Raw genomic sequence first — 17,446 nt, forward strand, 5'->3', positions numbered from 1 at the left:
GTTCACGCTTTCGGATATTCAGGAAAAATCATGCTTTCGGTAAATATCCGCTCGTAATTCTCGGTCTCCGCCAGTTCCATGTATTCCATCCTTCTGGCCAGTTCCTCTACTTCGTGCCTTGCTTTACTTGACATCAGCGTCATGTATGCCCCCGTCTTGGAAGAGTTTCCCACATAGATCAACTTATCTTCCACTTCCTTTGGCAGGATCCCGGTCCCTGTCAAAGATTCTGCCGGCAGATGGGCTCCAAACTGCCCGGCTATCAGAACCTTATCTAAATCTTTCATGGAAATCCCTGCTTTGCTAAGCAGCGCCACGAATCCTGACAAAATGGCTCCTTTTGCCAGCTGTACCTGCCTTACATCTCCCTGGGTTACCAGAAGCCGGGGATTCTCATGCAGAACGAATTCCCGCTTTGCCCCATTCATCTGGATCATCGGATACCGGTAATCCGACTCGGGCAGCCGGTCCTTCTTAATAAACGCCCCGGTCTTCTTGACGATTCCTGTACGCAGAAGTTCTTTCACCACAGCCAGTATGCCACTCCCGCAGATTCCGGCGGGTTCCTGGTTATCTATTGTCGCAAGCTCGATTCCTTTCTCTGTGATCCGGACATCCTCAACCGCTCCTTCGGCCGCCCGCATACCGGAACTGATATTCATCCCTTCCAGCGCGGGACCTGCGGCGCAGGAACAGCAGAGTAGCCTTCCATGGCTTGCAAGCACGATCTCTCCATTGGTGCCGATATCAATAAAAAGTACATTTCCCGGTTCCTTCTGCAACTGGCACACGTAGGCCCCAGCCACGATATCCGCGCCAATATATCCCGATACCTGGGGAAGGCAGTAAAGTCTCGTATCTTCCCCTGCCAGGATGCCTATCTCGCTTGCCGCCAGTTCTCTGGCCTCCTTAAATGCCGGTTTGTACGGCGCTCTTCCGATGGATCTGGCATCCACGCCGAGAAGCATATGCGTCATCGTGCAGTTTGCCGCCACATGTATTTCCCGGATTTCTTCCTTATCCACGGAAGCCTCCAGACATACCTCTGCGATCATTGCATTAATAGACTGTACGATCGCGTCTTTTAACTCTCCGATTCCTGTCTCCGGATTCTCATACTCATACGTGATCCTGGTGAGCACGTCCAGGCCATAGTGCTTCTGGGCATTGATCATGGACGCATCCGCCAGTTCCTCTCCGGTGCGAAGCTCGATCAAGGACGTCACGACGGTGGTTGTGCCAATATCGATCGCAATTCCATATCCATCCTCATAGGCATCCATCACGAACTCCGGCACATATCCTTTTGTCAATACCTTATGCTTACGTTCTTTCTTCAGAAGTTCTACCTCTACATCTCCCAGCACTTCCGTCATGCAGGACAGGCGGATACTCTGTTCCCGTTCTCCTGCGCTTAACTGATCCATCTCCGTCTCGGAGGCTGCAGATACTTGCCCGCTTAGAATCTTTACCTTGCATTTTCCGCAGATTCCCTTGCCATTGCAAGGATTATCCACAAATATGCCTTCAGCAAGCAGCACCTTCAGCAGATTATCTCCTTCCTTGCAGCAAATCTTCTTTCCACTTTGCTTTACCGTCACTGACGCCATCTTACAAGTCCTCCTTCAGGCACTTAAGAATCGCCTGGACATTGGCAAGCGGCGACTTCATTCCAAGGCCGCAGGCCGGAGATATGATATCCGATCCGCTTCTTACGCAGCCTTTTGCCAGCGTCCTTACCTTCTCCTGCTCCCCGAATTCCAGAGCGAACGTACTCACATTTCCCATCAGCACCCGGTCTTTTAAGTTGGCCCTCGCTTCTTTCATGGGAACCACAGAGTCAAAACTGAGCACGCTGCTTCGCACCATATTTACTTCTTTATATACGGGACTCATCTGACCGCAGATATGCACGATCGTTCCCATCTTCTCTTCCTGGAGTCCGTCAAGCAGCTGGTTCAGATAGGTAACCGCAAATTCCTCAAAATACTTAGGACCCAGGATCTCGCCTGTGCCGCTTGGGTCGGAGATGGCTATCACATCTGCCCCGGCCTCGATCTGCGCCCTGCCAAACGCGATCAGCTGGCGGGTAATAAAGTCCATATATGCATGGGCCTGCTTATTCTTCTTGCGCAGTTCCTTGTAGAACACCACCGGCTCCATCACGGAACTGGCTGTGCTGATTGGCCCGGTCAGGTTTCCGATGATCGGAACCCCATCCGTCTCTTCCCTCAATATCCGAATTGCGTCCAGAACCACCTTGGCCCGTCCTCTGCCTATATCTATGGGTGGAAGTTTCGCATAGTCCTCCACAGATTCTATGGCATAGGCGCTCACATGAGGCTCATAGACCCGGGATCCCATCTCCACCTTGGCTCCCATCTCTTCTGCTTCAACGGTCATGCAGAACGGAACGCCATAATTCTCAAAACAGCCATAGTCATATACGGCTTTGGCCAATCCTGCCATCATCCTGGCATCTGTATGGGCTTGTGGCATATAGATGTCCACCGCATCCATCAGATCCGTGGTAACCATATTCATCATTCCGCCGGGACAGATGCAGGGCGGCCGGTCTACTGCATTTCCTTTCATTACATTGTACAATCTTTCCTTTGGAGTCAGCATTTTTCTTCTCCTTTTTCTATGCAATATTAAGCAGGCGTTTGGCTAGTTTCACGGCCTCCACCGCATTCTGCGAATAGCCGTCCGCGCCGATCTTGTCCGCATATTTCTGGGAAATAGGGCCGCCGCCTATCATGACCTTTACCTTGTCGCGCAGTCCTGCGTCTTCCAGCATATGGATCACCGTCTCCATGCCTCCCATCGTCGTCGTCATTAAAGTAGACATGCAGATCAGATCCGCCTCTTCTTCTTTTGCCGTCTCTATAAACTGCTCAAGCGGGACATCCCTGCCAAGATCGATCATCTCAAATCCGGCAGTCTCCATCATAATCTTTACCAGATTCTTGCCAATATCATGGGTATCGCCTTCCACGACTCCGATGACGCCTTTGATCTTTCCTTTCCCGCTTTCTTCCGGAAGATAAGGACGCAGGATATCCAGCCCCACATACATGGCATCTGAGCACAGCAGCACATCCGTGACAAAGTATTCTTCCTCCTCATACAGCTGGCTTGCCCGGTTCATGCCATCCACCAGGCCTTCCATGATACCGTCAAACGCAGGATACCCTGCTTCCAGATACTCTTTGGCTGCCTCTTCAACGTCATCTTCTTCCATCTCTACTACGCCGTCGGATAATCTTTTCAGTAATTCTTCCTTTGAACTCATATTCGCTTCTCCTCTAAATTAATCTCACCGTCTTGATCCTGCCGCTCTCCAATTTGTAGTGTACATTTTTAATACACATCTGCCCCATGAACCTGGCTTTCCCAATCATCTCGATGCAGCCTTCTCCATATTCCATGGGTCCGGATAATTCTGCATCCACGAATTCTGCCTTTCCGGTTCCAAGCAGGGCAAATGTAGTCTTAGGGCATAAGAGTATCAGCGGGGAATCCCCCAGTTTCTCTGCCGCCTTCTTCAGAAATTCATAAGTAAAATCTTCCACCACCTGCTCAGCCATCTTCGGTCCCAGGATATTCAGTCCTCCAGAGGAATCTGCATAACTGATCATATCCACGCCATACTTCTTAGCTTCCTCCATGAACCGGAGAATCTCTCCCCCCAGTTTCCAGAATACTTCCTTCATAAGTTCCGGCTTCTTGCGCATTGCTTTGAACACGTACTTTGCGTCGATCAATACGTTCAGAATCGTAAACGGGCCGGACACCTGGAGCACCACATGCTCTCCCTCTTCCCGCAGCGCCTGGCAGGCAAGAAGCACTTCATGAATTCTCCCTTCCTGCAGATTCATGGCTGGAAGTTCCAGAAGTTCTTCGGGCGAGGTGCAGATATACTCTTTTGCCCTGGGGCCGGTCTTCTCGTTCCCGTAATTGATGATTCCGCCCATGGCTTCCGCCTCCACCGTATGACAGAATGGAAGTTCGCAGAATGAAGCACCGTCATGCCTTTTCAGCGCTTTAGACAGCGCTGCCATGGTCTCATGGTGCATATATGCGTCCGGAAACTTTAAATCTAATTCCCGGGTCACCTCTCCATTGATGCCTGCTGAATTGTCATATGTACATTGAAAGTCTTTGATCTCTCCCATAATTGCCTCCTCGTTATCCAAACAGAACCTTTTCCGCGTCTTTCGCCGCTCTTACCACTGCCTTCACATTTTCGTCCGGCGTCAAGGGCGACACATCGCAGTCGCCGCTTAAGATAAACCGGCCGTCCCTTGCGCCATCCATACATTCCTGATAAGCAAAATCATAGACTTCCTGCTCGCTGCCCTCCATAAGCACGGAGCAGCAGGGGATGTTGCCCATCAGAGCCACCTTGTCGCCGTATTCCTCTTTCACCTTCCTGGTCTGCGTATCAGAGATATGCCATGCATCGCCAGATTCCTTAAGCACCAGGTCAAACCGATCGTCATACAGTCCGCAAGTATGGATCACGATGGATGCGCCATAGTCCTTGATCCGCTTGTTGGCACGGATGTTGCTTTGCGAGATGCATTTCTCATAAGACTTTCTGGAAATGCAGTATCCGCCAAAATTAGGCATTGGGAACCACAGGAAGTCCAATCCCGCATCTACCAGCACCTTGCAGGATTCCACCACGGCATCTTCCACATAATCGCACAGGGTGCGGAAAAGTTCCTGGTTCTTGATCATCGCCTTAAACGCAGGCTTGGCCCCCATCAACGTAAATGCAACTGCCGCCGGAACATGGAGTATGGCATAGATCGGCTCCTCCGGCTCCGCCGCCCTCATTAACTCAATGGTGCGCAGTATATTTTTCATCCTCATACATTTGCTCACATCATATGGCTTTATTTTTTTATATCATCAAAGGAGTGTACCACGTCATCCCCATCTCCTATAATATTGCCTTCGCTGTTTGGGAGATGGCCTCCCATCATGGCTGCGATGCCTCCATATACGCCCGCGCACAGGCCGTCATAGCCCAGTGCCTGCCGGGTCCCCACCATGCATTCCGTCAGTTTTTCGGGACTCATCATAACCTCCGGCATTGTATATCCATACCGCATCACAGGCAGGGAGAATGCATTCATGATGATGGGGATTCTATCCGCCCCAGTTCCATCCAGTATTGCCTTTACCGCTTCTCTTTTTCCCATCATGGCCTTTTCCCTCCTATACTTCAACCAGGCTCTTTGCAAATTCTACCGCTTCTATAGCGCTGCTGGTATAGCCGTCTGCTCCGATTTTTTTGGCAAATGCAGGAGATACCGGCGCTCCTCCTACCATAACTTTTACTTTGTCGCGAAGTCCGGATTCTTTCAGTTTGTCAATCACGATCCCCATTCCCGGCATTGTCGTCGTCATGAGGGAGGACATGCACAGGATGTCCACTTCGTTCTCCCTTACATAATCCACAAACGCGTCAAGAGGCACATCGCGGCCCAGATCATGGACCTCAAATCCTCCCGTCTCCATCATGATCTTTACCAGGTTCTTCCCAATATCATGCGTATCGCCTTCCACGACTCCGATTGCGATCTTGCCGATGCTGGTATTCGCGGCTTCCGGAAGATATTTTTGAAATTCTTCGATTCCCGCATACATTGCATCAGAACAGACGATGAGTTCCGGGACAAAATACTCTCCTTCTTCATACAGCTTGCTGGCCCTCTTCATCCCGTCTACCAGGCCGCCAAGCATCCCTTCCTGTGGATCATAGCCGCATGCGATATACTCCTTTACGACATCTACCACCTCTTCATCTTCCATCTCAAACACACAGTCTGACATTTTCTTCATCAATGTCTCTTTTGTCTCCATTTTCTTATTCCTCCTTAATTATATATTTTTTCTCCGAAATAGCATTTCTAACGCCGTCTGATTCAGGCCGCATCCGATCACCGCCGCTTCGCCGCCAGTTCCAGCCGGATTCTTTTCTTCCCTGTATTCGGATGCCAAAGGCGTAAAATCAAAATGAACCAGGCCTTTTTCCATAGTCTCTACCCAGCCTTTGGCCCTCAGGATATATCCATACTGTTCTTTTTTCAAAGCCTTCATTATGGCCTCTAAATCCTCTATTCGCATTTGCGGCAGGTCCGTAAAGGAAACACTGGAGAATACCTTGTCCGCCGGAAGTGCCGCATATGCTGCATCTCTCCTGGCATCCTCATCATAATCGGGCGTCTCTTCCAGAAGTTTTAAGAGTTCTTCAGCCTCCAGCTGCCTCCAGTCGCCGTCATATAAGATGGCGTGCGGATTCAGTTCCTTTAAGCGTCCGATAACGAATTCCTTCTGCGCCTTATCTTCTGTCCCTGCATGGCTAACTAGCAGGAGGCCTGCCCTCTCTATCTGATCTTGGTAGAATGCTCCGAATCCTTCAATATATTCCTCAAAGGATGCCATGTCCACGATTGCAATCAGCTTTGTAATCTGCAAGCTGACTTTCTCTCTTTCCCTTGCCATCTGGCAGGCCTTGACAATATCCGTTAGCCGCCCTACTCCGGATGGCTCAATGAGAATTCTGTCCGGATGAAAATTCTCGGCAATCTCCTTGATTCCCTTCCTGAAATCCATAGCCAGGCTGCAGCAGATACATCCTGCAAAGATTTCACGCACCGGAATGTCTTCCTGTATTCGATCCCCGTCAATCCCGATCTCCCCAAATTCATTCTCTATCACTACCGTCTTTCCGGAAAGCAGTGGAAGATATTTGTTTAGAAACGTCGTTTTTCCGGCTCCCAGAAAGCCTGTGACTATCTGTATCTCCATATCGTCCCTCCTATGTAATAAAAAACGGCAGGAAAAAGGCAGCGTAAACGCTGCCCTTTCCCCACCGAAAAGAATCTCCTATATATAGCAGGTCTCCTGACTTGATCTCATCCTCAAGTCCCGCCTTCCCCGGCTGACCGGGTGGCTTATGGGACGATCGTCCATCACACAGTAGAGCGGGCTGTCCTGGATTCTCACCAGATTCCCTTTTCAATGCGTTTGCATCACTATATACGTTACTGTTATTATGATATCATAGAAAATTTCATCATCCTAATTGATAATCCTGATGAGTCTATAGAGATCATCTATAATTTGAAAGTTCTTCTGCCCATGCTATGTTTTCAATAAGTGCCCGCAACTGGATCCGGGAGGAATATCCCTCTGTCAGTTCGTCAATCTTCGCATTGACCGCCGGGTGGAAGGCTCTCCCTTGTATCTTCTGCTCTTGTCCATACTGGAATGCCTGGCTTAAGATTTCCTTGTCTGCAATCCGTTCTTCTGTTTGGATGCTTCTCAGGAAAAGGGTGTTCTTAGACGGAGCCTCTTCCCTCCAGCATCCGCTAATCTTTACCTTTTCTCCCTCGAACAAATAGCCGTCGCAAACATCCGAATGATATCCAAGGATCGTGATCCCAGCTTCTTCCATGGCCTTTATGGTCCTTCCCAGATCAAACATATCCTTCGGCGATACTGCAAGCAAGGATACGGGGCTATTGGCCAGCGCCTGCAGATCATGGCATTCTTTTGACTCCTGCCCTTCCATAAGGCCGCCCATGCCGCAGGTGACGGCCAGCGCAATCCCCAGTCCTTCGCACGCCTTCATCGTTCCCGATGCGGTAAGCGCGCCTGATTTTCCATTGGATGCATAGTACTCATAATTCTGGTAATTCACCCGGTCAAAGTCCTGCGCCTTTTTCCTGAATCGGCAGAAATCTTCGATTCCTCCAACTCTTAATCTGCCATCTTCCATCCACGCAATACTTGCGCTGTCCTGCGGCCACATCCGTATCAGTTCCTCCTCCGAGATGCTTCTAAGGCCATGCGTAAGAAGCGCGGACTCCGCGAGATAGCCTACCATAAAGCCTCAATCCCTTCTGCCTGAGCCGTAAGATCCATATGGTTCTCTTTCTCGATCATCTCAAGATATCCTTCCGGTATGCTGTCTGTGCCGTTGCATGCTCCGGCAATTGCACCCGCGATGCAGGCGATCGCGCAGGTCTCGTCGCCAATATTTACAGCGTCATAGATGCTCTCCATCGTATCTCCTTGATTCGCTATCAGGATTCCCAATGCCGTAGGCACCGTCTCAGAGATGGCCGGGCCGCTCCCGATCCGCTCTGCCAGTTCTTTTACTACATCTTTCGTACTGCCGCAATGCAGGGCGATTTCAACCGCCATCTCAATACGCTTCGTAACGGACGGACCGGGATATACCCAGATGTCTTCCCTGGCCCTTGCCAGTTCTTCTCCTTTTACACTGCCGTAATGCGCCGCTTTTATTATCCGGTATACGGACGTGCCATCGCGCATTGCCTCGCTGACCGCTGCTGCAACCGCGCACGCCCCGGATATGCTGTAAGGGTCGTCGTGGGATGCCATCGTGATCTCCACCGTATCTGCGATTGCCTGATCCATATTGCCATTGCTGATGAGCCCTTCGGGATAAGCCTTGCTTGCCGCGCCGTTGGAGGAAAGCGCGTAATAATGTCCTTTGTACAGTTTATTTCCCAGATGTCCCGCATAGGCCCACGCGCTCATGCTGGCATCCTTTTTCAGACGGTTTATTGCATTCCTGGTGGTCATGCCTGCAAATGGACCGAAATATTCGGTCTCGCCCCACTCTAGCAAAGCACGCTCTCCCAGTTCTCTGGTAGCTTTTCCGCCTTCTTTAATCAAATGTTCTGTAAGTATATAGGGAATACTGAATGCATCCGTGACCTGTCCTGCCCTTCTTCCTCTGGCCAGCGTATCCTGGGGAGGCGTTTTGAATTCCCGCACGGCCCCTCCAAATGTCCTCTCGATCTGTCTGGTGGATTTTGCCTCCGTCGCAGCTCCCATGGCATCGCCTACCGCAGCTCCCAGCAGACAGCCCAGCACCTTCTTATTCATGACTTGCCCCTCCTTTCTCCTGCTCCCGAAGCCTATCCTGCGCAATTGCAGTCAGATCTTTAGCCAGTCTCTCTATTTCCAAATGATTCGCTTTTTGAAGCGTCGGAAGGAAGTGCGCCGGAAATGCGCCCGCACCGTTCAAGGCGCCTGAGAGCGCTCCGGACATGGTCGCGATAGTATCTGTATCATATCCGACATTGACAGCGCCTACGATAGAGCCCAGCGCATCTCCTTCATTGGCTGCAAACAGCCCGAACGCGCTGGGAATCGCCTCAGAGACATGAAGTCCCGCGCCGATCCGATGGCCGATCTCCACCATCTTCTCCCATGGCGTTCCTCTTCCCAGGCCGATATCAATGGCCATCTCCATCCGCTTGACCACGGAAGGCCCTGCCACATCCCTGGCCACTTCCCGGCCAATGCGCTCGCCTTCCCTGGCCCCATAAAGTCCGGCCTGAAGCACGCTGTATACATCCGCATCCGGCATAACCGCACGGCTTGCCGCTGCCGTAACCGCGCATGCTCCGGATATCGCAAGATAGTTGTCATGGGTCACCATCGTCACAGTCACCGCGTCTGCTATGGCCTGCTCGATGTTTCCTGCATTCAGAAGGCCGATCGGCGATATCTTCATGGCCGCGCCATTGGTAGCCTGCCTCGTAACCAGTTCCACGCCTCCGGACTTCTCAATCTTTTCCCCTTTGTATCTGCGAATAGCAAGCCTGGTGGTAGGCCCGGCGAACCGGTCAAAAAACACCGCATGCTCGGACCAGTCGATCAGCGCTTCCTGTACGACTTCCTTTGTCACCTTTCCTTGATTATCCGCAATATGCCTTGCTACGAAATACGCCGAACTAAAATCATCTGTAAGCTGTCCCGGCACGTTCCCCGCGCCGAAGGTATCCATAGGCGGAGTCTCAAAGTCCGTGACTTCATGCCCGAAATACGCAAGTATCTGTTCCGTCGTCCTGGCCTCTGTCGCGGCCCCCATGGCGTCACCTGCGCCTGCGCCGATCAGCCCGCCAAGTATTCTGTCATACATCTGTCTGCTTCCTCCTTCTCATCATTGTCTTATCTGCCCATATGAAAGGGGAAATGTCCCTTGAGACATCTCCCCATCCTGCCCTAACTCTTTTGGCATGTAATTCAGGACTAATGCCAGTCTGACATCTGATCCACATTAGAAGAGTCTACGACTGCCATCGGCGTGCTGTCTCCTACCTTGGAAACATCCTGTCCTTCTAACGCTTTTAGCATGATGATGACTGCCTCTTTTCCCATCAGATATGGTGACATTGCAACAGTCGCGTCATAAGTCCCCTCTTCGATTGCCGCTTTTGCTTCCTCTGTAAAGTCAACTCCGACTACCGCTACCTGGTCTTTTGCATCTTTTTCTTCTAATGCCCTTACAACTCCAAGCGCCATATCATCATTGCCGCATGCGATTCCTACAATGTCTGGATTCGACTCGATGATTGCGGCTGCCGCGTCATATGCCTTCTGGGCATCAAAGTCGCACTGCTCGACCGCTACTACTTCCATGCCGGCGTCTTCAAAAGTTTCTTTTGCGCCATCCCTGCGGGCATCAGACTGTGTTGCGCCTTCGTTTCCCGCGATTACTGCAACCTTTCCTTTGCCATCCGTCTTATCAATGATATACTGAGCGCCCAGAACTCCCTGATTATAGAAGTCTACGGTAATTTTCGCATCAATCTTGCCGCCTGCTTCTTTCAAGGAATCTTCATTCACTTCATTTCCGGTCGTAATAATCTTTACATCATTCTGGTTTGCCGCAACAATGCCTGAAATCAGGCAATCTTCTGTAAGCGGGGATACCGCGATCGCTTCATAGTCTTTCACAAGCATGTTATTGAGAATGTCGAGCTGGCCTGTGGTATCCGTATCGGAATCTGTGGCCTGCACATCAATTGACACTCCATACTCTTCTGCCGTATCCTCATACCCTTCCTGCATCGTTACCCAGAAAGAATTGGTAAGCGTGCTCTCGATTGCGGCAAGCTTCTTCCCTGTGTCTTTCTCAGGAAGCGGCGCAAGATCTTCATTTACCTGCGCAAGCGCCTTGCCAAATACTGTGTCTGTTGAGACTTCCTTTGTTCCTTCATCCTTTTTCTCTTCCGTCTTCTTTGAGTCTTCCTTGCTGCTGTCTTTTGAGTCGCCGGAACCAGAACCGCATCCTGCTGCCAATGTTGCCACCATAGCCACGCAAAGAAGCAGGCTGACTAATTTCCTTTTCATGATCTTATCCTCCTCGTCATGTTGTTTATAAGTATATAGTTAAAGAGTACTGCTGCCAGACTCCTTAAACTCCAGCACAGCTGCCACATCCGCACGGCTTCTGGGCCCCTCCTGCATACATTTGATCGCTGCGGATGCATTTGCAAATTCAAGCGCTTCCTTCTTCTCCATACCCTCCTGAAAATATGCATACAGCAGGCCGCCAAGGAAGCAGTCTCCGGCTCCTGTCGTATCCACCGGGTCAATCTTATACGCCGGAACCCTGTATTCCTTTCCGTCATACCATACGGCTCCTTCATCGCCAGCCGTGCAGATCACGCCTTCTTTTACCTGATACTTTTCCCATACCATCTTCATGGCCTTAAGGTAGTCCTGCTCGCCGGTAAGTTCATAATACCCGTCCCTGCCGCTTACAAATACCGTGCACAGCCCCATCATTTCTTCGATCTCTTCCCTGGATGTTCCGCACATTTCCATAAACGAGGGAACGCACTGCATGTTGTAGAGAACCGGCTTTCCCTGTTCCACAGCCTTCTTTGCCAGCCAGAGCGCTGCCTTTGGCGAAAACATGTCATTATAGAAAATGTCCATGGAGTCCATAATCTCTTCCGGCAGTTCTTCCGGTATCAACGTGCAGACCGTATCCCCGGTATTCGCAAAGATACAGTGTCTGCCCCCCGGCGCAGTCAATATGTAAGTGTGAAGGGTTGTCCCACCCTTTTTCACTGCTACAAGTTCAGCGTCCACGCCATCTTCTCTCAGCGTCCTTAAAAATTCATCGCCGATATTATCATCGCCAATCTTGCCTGTCTGATAAGACTCCATGCCAAAGTACGCCGCTGACACGGATACATTGGAAGCGCTCCCGCCCGGGAGCATCTGCTCATGATTGATCAGGGCAAATCCATCGTCCTTCGGAAGATCATGGCTGTTGATTACGATATCCATGGCGATTGCCCCCAGAGACAACAATTTCTTTCCCATAACTATACCTCGCTTTTCCTTCTTTGATTACTTTCCGATATGAGAACCGATATCAGCAGAATCAGGCCCGTCAGGATTTCCTGGTAATGCGTGGATATGGACAGCAAGGTCAGGCCGTTCTTCATAATATTCAATATGAAGCAGGCGATGACCGTGCCTATAATGCTGCCTTTTCCTCCCTGCATGCTGGTCCCGCCAAGAATCGTAGCGGCGATGGCGTCCATCTCATACCCCTGTCCTGCCAGCGGCTCCGCCGAATTTAGCCTCGCTGTCACGATCATACCCGCAATCCCGGCACACAGGCCGCAGAAGGTAAATACCATGACCTTGTACTTCCTTACATTCACGCCGGAACGGTTCAGCGCAATCTCATTGGAACCGATAAACAGGCAGTAGTTGCCGAATCTGGTCTTATGTAATAGGATTGCTCCGATGACCGCTATCATGATGGATATGAGGATGGGCATGTTCACCGGGCCGATCTTTCCGCTTCCGATAAATCCGAATTCAGGCCCGAATCCAAAGACTGACTTTGAATTTGTCAATACCAATATAATGCCTCTTATTATGGTCATCGTACTTAAGGTCACTATAAAGGAGTTAATCCTCCCATAGGCCACGATCCATCCATTCACCAATCCGATAAATGCGGCAATCGCAAGCCCCAGCGGTATTGCCGCCGAGGCCGGGAGGCCGGCCTTGATCAGCATTCCCATGCTCATCCCGGAAAATCCAATGACCGCGCCCACAGACAGATCAATCTGCCCTGCGCAGATAACCAGTGTCATTCCGACAGACAGCACCAGATATATGGCCGACTGGTTCAATATATTCCGACAGTTTTTCCATGAAAAGAAGTAGGGCGACGCTGCCGCCAGCACGGCAACCAGCACGGCCAGCACGATCACTAGTATGACTGTATATGAATAGTTTTTCAGATTCTTCTTCACGATGCTTGTTCCCCCCGCTACGATGCCGTGGATGCTCCTGTGATCATAGCCACCACTTCATCCATCGTCGTATCTTCTGTCCTTAATTCTCCAATGACTTTCCCCTGGCGCATCACGCATATCCGGTCTGATATGTGGAATACCTGGGGAAGGTTATGGCTGATGATAATCACCGCATACCCCTGGGCAGCAAGCTTCTTAATCAGCCTTAGCACTGCGTTCGATTCATTCAGTCCCATTGCCGCCGTAGGCTCGTCGAAGATCAGGATCTTCCCGCCCCGATGAACCAGCCTCGCAACCGCCACGCCCTGGCGCTGCCCGCCGCTTAGATTGCCTACCGGAACCGTCACGTCCGGGATATGGATATCCAGATCCTCAAGCAGTCTCTTCGCCTCTTCATTCATAACCTTCTTCTGTAGGAACCCGCCCCTGGTCCTCTCATTTCCAAGAAACAGGTTTGCGGCCACATCCATCGTATTGCCAAGAGCCAGATCCTGATAAACGGTAGAAATCCCGGACTCGGACGCCTTTCTTGGAGTGAGCCTTTCGTATTCCTTCCCTTCCAGCCTGATGATGCCGCAGTCCGGCTTCAGTACTCCGGACAGGATCTTTATCAGCGTAGATTTTCCCGCTCCATTATCCCCTACAATCGCCAGAACCTCTCCTCCATAGGCCTTCATTGATACTCCCTTTAGCGCCTGGACATGATTAAAACTCTTGTGGATATCTTCCGTTTCAAGAAAGGGGGCTTCGCTAACCAATTCCATATTCATTGTAATTTCTCTCCATTAATATATGAAATAAACTTTAATAATAGATATTTTTAATACATAATCATGTTAGCACTGGCATATCTATAAGTAAAATTGATTGTTTCAATAACTTTATAAATGTTATCTATAATTAACTTCCTGAGCAACTACCAAAAAACAGACGATTCTTACCCTATTTTTATATCGCATAAAAACGCTCTATAAATCCATGCCAGATATCACAAAAAGCAATTGGAAATTTCCCTGGGACTTGACTATACTAAAGTCATACAAATAATCAGGAGGTAAGAAATAATGTCTATTACAGCAGAAACTGCAAAAGAACATGCAAATGACCCGGCTGTATTATGCTGCCGGGCAGAAGAGGGCATTACGATACAGGCTTCCAATCTGGAGGATCCTGCTATTTTTGACGAGTTAGTGGATTCAGGACTGCTATCTTTGGATGGCTGCCTGACAATCGGACAAGTCTTAGGGGCAACTCTGACAAAGACAAGCGATTCTTTATGTCCATTGACTGCAGATAACGTAGGGGGCTTCAAAGAAGTAGTTGAGGAAGAAGAACCTGCATCAGAGCCAGTCGAAGAAGCGGTAGCCGCAGATATTAATATTGGGGGTGCGGTCACCACGATCAAAAATGGAAAAGTTGTTATTTCAATCAAAGAAGGAAAAGATATCTATTTAGAACTTCCTGTTTAGTTGACTCTTTCTCCTTTCATTACAGAAAGAGGGTATATGATAAATAACCGGCAATATCCGGCAGCTGCTACATTCAAATGATTCATTTGGATTGCCGGATAGACGCCTTCTATGCCGGTTAAAAAGTTCCTTTCTTGAATCCTTAAGGTTTTGCAAAAAAAGCACTGGACGCGCGTCCGGTGCTTTTTCATCCGATTGAGTTTGCGATTTTATTTTTGTCCATAGTACGCATTTGCACCATGCTTCCTATAATAATGCTTGTCCTGCAGGATCTGCGGAGCCGTCTTAACTTCTGGATTAATCAGCTCGCACCGGCAGGCCATTTTCGCGACTTCTTCTAATACGACAGCATTATGTACTGCTTCATCAGCATCTTTGCCCCAGGTAAATGGCCCATGATTCTTGCAAAGTACGCCGGGTATCGCCTCATAATCCTTGCTTCTAAAGCAATCTGCTATCAATATCCCTGTATTTTTCTCATAGCCCGCATCAATCTCTTCCGATGTAAGGTTTCGGACGCATGGCACCTCGCCGTATATGTAATCCGCATGCGTGGTTCCATAACATGGAATCCCGCGCCCTGCCTGCGCCCAGCTGGTGGCCCAGGGAGAATGCGTATGCACGATGCCGCCGATAGCCGGGAACGCCTTGTATAATTCTACATGCGTCGGCGTATCGGACGACGGATGATATCCTCCCTCTATCTGATTGCCTTCCAGATCTACAACTGCCATATCTTCCGGCCTTAACTTGTCATAATCAATTCCGCTTGGCTTAATGACTACCAGGCCGCCCTCGCGGTCAATCGCGCTGACATTGCCCCATGTAAATGTTACAAGCCCGTACTTTGGAAGCATCATGTTAGCTTCATATACTTGCTCTTTTAACTGTTCCAGCATCTGTTCTTCCTCCCTTACCATATTCAAATGCGCCGGATACATCATCCAGAATGGCCCTCATTGTCTGATTGGCATTGGCCAGATCTTCCCTCCAGTGTTCGCTTCCCTTGTACCAGAATTCTGTCACGAATTTTCGGATTCCGATCGACCAGGCTGCTTCGATCATTTCCCGGAAATTCACATGACCTTCCCCGTAAGGGATTTCCCTGAATACTCCCGGCATCGTCTCTTTCAAATGAACCGCGGCAATATGCCCCTTTCCTGACAGCAAGTCCTGAACCTCGCTGTGCCCGTCGGCGACCGCCGCGTTCTTCATATTTCCCACATCCGGATATATATTCAAATACAGGGAGTCAATCTGCCGGACATAATACATGGCTTTCCAGACGGTATTCATAAAACAATTCTCCATGGTCTCCAGCCCGATAATGACACCATAACTTGCCGCTATATCCGCGACTTTCTTCAGATTGCGGATGTATCTTTGCTGTGTCTTGGCCGTGGATGTCTCATAATAAACATCGTAGCCCGGAATCATGACAATACGAATTCCCAGGTCATCCGCCAGTTCAATCGCTTTTTCCGCAATCAGCAGCCCTCTGGCCGAGTACTGTAAATCGCTGCTCCCCAGAGAATATTTTGTGAGGGCGCTTACGCACATAGAACGAAACGGAAGTCCTGCTTCATACATGCACTCCACCAATTCCAGGCGCTCTTCTTTCGTCATATTAATTCTCGCTATCTTCTCTTCTGTCTCATCGATGCTCAATTCAACATAGTCATATCCCGCTTCCTTTGCTGCCTCAAACTTTTCTTTCCACGTAAGGGTGGATGGCATAGCCTTCTCGTACAATCCTATTGTGTAAGGTTTCATCGGAATCCTCCCTTATTCTTTCTCTTGCAGCGTATACATGGCGATTTCATCTATTTCCCTGTTTGTGGCAAGAAGCATCTCCTTGCTGCCATCTGTATAATGAAGCAGATTCGCGGCACCCGTATGTTCATCCAGGCATTCGGCTGTGTAGCCGCCTTTCTTGTCTGAACGGAATGCAAGCAGCCGTCTCTCGCCTTTTCGATGCCCGACGACTACCGTAGGCTCCCCGCTGATATTGCCGCCGGAGATGGCATGAAGGAACTCCAGTTTCTCCGGATATTCATACACGGCAGCATAGGCATTCCCGCATTTTTTATAGATACGAATGGTATCTCCATGGAATGGCAGCATTGTAAATAGTTCTTCTTCACCGTCGCCATCCAGATCTATCAGCATTGCCTCGCTTGCAGCCTCATCGCATAACTGCTCAATCTTCCACTCTCCCCGGGGCGCATCCGGCGCTTCGAACCAGAAGACGCCTTCCTCGCAGGAGATCACTGAGCCATCTCTTCCATCTTTGCTGCAGCGGCAGTATCCATGATTTCTTGTCATCCCATCTTTAATAACTTTCATCTTAAGCGGATGTTCCTCATCCAATCCGCTCAGATCCGCAGGAAGCACTGCTGCGTATACCTTCCCCGGGCTTCTAAAGTCATCCTTATATTCGTGGTCCGACTTTAACGTACAGGCCAAGAGGTAGCTAACGCCATTCTTTTGAATAATGTCAAATCTATGGACAAACGGAAGATTTACCAGCGTGCGGACCTTCCAGTCATTTTTCCCCTTCGGCTCTGCAATAATAATCCTTGCCTCTTTGGAGTCATTCGGAGAATAAAACTTATGCGTCGCAAGGAATTGCCCGTCTGTTTCCGGCACCTGGACCATGGTCATGACGCCGCCGGGCTCATTCCATACAACCTCCTCCAACTCTCCGCCAAGGCTGTACATCCGGCACTGGTTCGCCTTTTCAGCTGCAACCAGAAAATGATCTTTCCCCTGATACTTCAGCACCGCCATAGCATAGCACTTTTCAAGATTGCCAATTACTTTTTTCTCAACTTTCAACATTTTACC

At 49.8% G+C, this 17,446-nt stretch carries 18 protein-coding genes, 1 pseudogene and 1 riboswitch; of the genes and pseudogenes, 1 reads left to right on the forward strand and 18 read right to left on the reverse strand.

Annotated elements, in window-relative coordinates:
• Positions 1–2: 2 nt before the first annotated feature.
• The 15 genes from K0036_RS15305 to K0036_RS15370 all read right to left on the reverse strand — a co-directional run bounded on the left by K0036_RS15305 (position 3) and on the right by K0036_RS15370 (position 13,900).
• On the reverse strand, positions 3–1,610 hold the full coding sequence (locus K0036_RS15305) for an ASKHA domain-containing protein (protein ID WP_220430118.1): 1,608 nt from the start codon (positions 1,608–1,610) through the stop codon (positions 3–5).
• A gap of 1 nt (position 1,611) precedes the next feature.
• The gene (locus K0036_RS15310; protein WP_025642305.1) at positions 1,612–2,628 is read right to left on the reverse strand and encodes a methylcobamide:CoM methyltransferase MtbA; all 1,017 of its coding nucleotides are present in this window, start codon (positions 2,626–2,628) and stop codon (positions 1,612–1,614) included.
• A 16-nt stretch (positions 2,629–2,644) separates the two neighbouring features.
• The gene (locus tag K0036_RS15315) at positions 2,645–3,295 is read right to left on the reverse strand and encodes a corrinoid protein (RefSeq protein WP_220430119.1); all 651 of its coding nucleotides are present in this window, start codon (positions 3,293–3,295) and stop codon (positions 2,645–2,647) included.
• A gap of 13 nt (positions 3,296–3,308) precedes the next feature.
• On the reverse strand, positions 3,309–4,178 hold the full coding sequence (locus K0036_RS15320; RefSeq protein WP_220430120.1) for a uroporphyrinogen decarboxylase family protein: 870 nt from the start codon (positions 4,176–4,178) through the stop codon (positions 3,309–3,311).
• Between the two features lie 13 nt (positions 4,179–4,191).
• On the reverse strand, positions 4,192–4,875 hold the full coding sequence (locus K0036_RS15325; RefSeq protein ID WP_259283323.1) for a uroporphyrinogen decarboxylase family protein: 684 nt from the start codon (positions 4,873–4,875) through the stop codon (positions 4,192–4,194).
• Positions 4,876–4,904: 29 nt separating this feature from the next.
• Positions 4,905–5,216 (reverse strand): hypothetical protein, encoded by a 312-nt coding sequence (locus tag K0036_RS19175; protein ID WP_259283324.1) that lies wholly within the window; start codon positions 5,214–5,216, stop codon positions 4,905–4,907.
• A 13-nt stretch (positions 5,217–5,229) separates the two neighbouring features.
• Positions 5,230–5,877 (reverse strand): corrinoid protein, encoded by a 648-nt coding sequence (locus K0036_RS15330; RefSeq protein WP_220430121.1) that lies wholly within the window; start codon positions 5,875–5,877, stop codon positions 5,230–5,232.
• Between the two features lie 18 nt (positions 5,878–5,895).
• Complete coding sequence (locus K0036_RS15335) at positions 5,896–6,825, reverse strand: GTP-binding protein (RefSeq protein ID WP_220430122.1); 930 nt, start codon at positions 6,823–6,825, stop codon at positions 5,896–5,898.
• Positions 6,826–6,893: 68 nt separating this feature from the next.
• Positions 6,894–7,072, reverse strand: a riboswitch (cobalamin riboswitch).
• A gap of 57 nt (positions 7,073–7,129) precedes the next feature.
• The gene (locus K0036_RS15340; protein WP_220430123.1) at positions 7,130–7,906 is read right to left on the reverse strand and encodes a pseudouridine-5'-phosphate glycosidase; all 777 of its coding nucleotides are present in this window, start codon (positions 7,904–7,906) and stop codon (positions 7,130–7,132) included.
• A complete protein-coding gene (locus K0036_RS15345) occupies positions 7,900–8,937 on the reverse strand; it encodes an ADP-ribosylglycohydrolase family protein (protein ID WP_220430124.1) in 1,038 nt (345 codons plus the stop codon). The genes K0036_RS15340 and K0036_RS15345 overlap by 7 nt, the downstream gene beginning before the upstream one ends.
• Positions 8,930–9,979 carry an ADP-ribosylglycohydrolase family protein gene (locus K0036_RS15350; RefSeq protein WP_220430125.1) on the reverse strand — a complete coding sequence of 350 codons (1,050 nt, stop codon included), beginning with the start codon at positions 9,977–9,979 and terminating at the stop codon, positions 8,930–8,932. The genes K0036_RS15345 and K0036_RS15350 overlap by 8 nt, the downstream gene beginning before the upstream one ends.
• A 110-nt stretch (positions 9,980–10,089) precedes the next feature.
• Positions 10,090–11,193 (reverse strand): substrate-binding domain-containing protein, encoded by a 1,104-nt coding sequence (locus tag K0036_RS15355; protein ID WP_173694450.1) that lies wholly within the window; start codon positions 11,191–11,193, stop codon positions 10,090–10,092.
• A 39-nt stretch (positions 11,194–11,232) separates the two neighbouring features.
• Complete coding sequence (locus K0036_RS15360) at positions 11,233–12,177, reverse strand: carbohydrate kinase family protein (protein ID WP_220430126.1); 945 nt, start codon at positions 12,175–12,177, stop codon at positions 11,233–11,235.
• Between the two features lie 2 nt (positions 12,178–12,179).
• Positions 12,180–13,127 (reverse strand): ABC transporter permease, encoded by a 948-nt coding sequence (locus tag K0036_RS15365; protein ID WP_220430127.1) that lies wholly within the window; start codon positions 13,125–13,127, stop codon positions 12,180–12,182.
• 17 nt (positions 13,128–13,144) lie between these two features.
• Positions 13,145–13,900: an ATP-binding cassette domain-containing protein gene (locus K0036_RS15370; RefSeq protein ID WP_025642283.1), complete on the reverse strand. Its 756-nt coding sequence runs from the start codon at positions 13,898–13,900 to the stop codon at positions 13,145–13,147.
• 294 nt (positions 13,901–14,194) lie between these two features.
• On the opposite strand from K0036_RS15370, the pseudogene K0036_RS15375 reads away from it, so the two are divergent.
• Positions 14,195–14,477 (forward strand): annotated as a pseudogene (locus K0036_RS15375) (sugar transporter); the annotation flags it as partial.
• Between the two features lie 331 nt (positions 14,478–14,808).
• On the opposite strand, the gene K0036_RS15380 reads toward K0036_RS15375, so the two are convergent.
• Genes K0036_RS15380 through K0036_RS15390 form a run of 3 tightly spaced genes read right to left on the reverse strand, consistent with a single transcriptional unit; the run spans position 14,809 to position 17,440 of the window.
• The gene (locus K0036_RS15380; protein ID WP_271262786.1) at positions 14,809–15,498 is read right to left on the reverse strand and encodes an L-ribulose-5-phosphate 4-epimerase; all 690 of its coding nucleotides are present in this window, start codon (positions 15,496–15,498) and stop codon (positions 14,809–14,811) included.
• Positions 15,467–16,372, reverse strand: coding sequence for an L-ribulose-5-phosphate 3-epimerase (locus tag K0036_RS15385; protein WP_220430128.1), 906 nt, complete (start codon positions 16,370–16,372; stop codon positions 15,467–15,469). Before K0036_RS15385 ends, K0036_RS15380 begins: the two co-directional genes overlap by 32 nt.
• Positions 16,373–16,384: 12 nt before the next feature.
• Positions 16,385–17,440, reverse strand: a complete 1,056-nt coding sequence (locus K0036_RS15390; protein WP_310593061.1) for a hypothetical protein — start codon at positions 17,438–17,440, stop codon at positions 16,385–16,387.
• Positions 17,441–17,446: the final 6 nt, after the last annotated feature.

This window comes from [Clostridium] scindens (assembly GCF_019597925.1).
Lineage (GTDB): Bacteria > Bacillota > Clostridia > Lachnospirales > Lachnospiraceae > Clostridium_AP.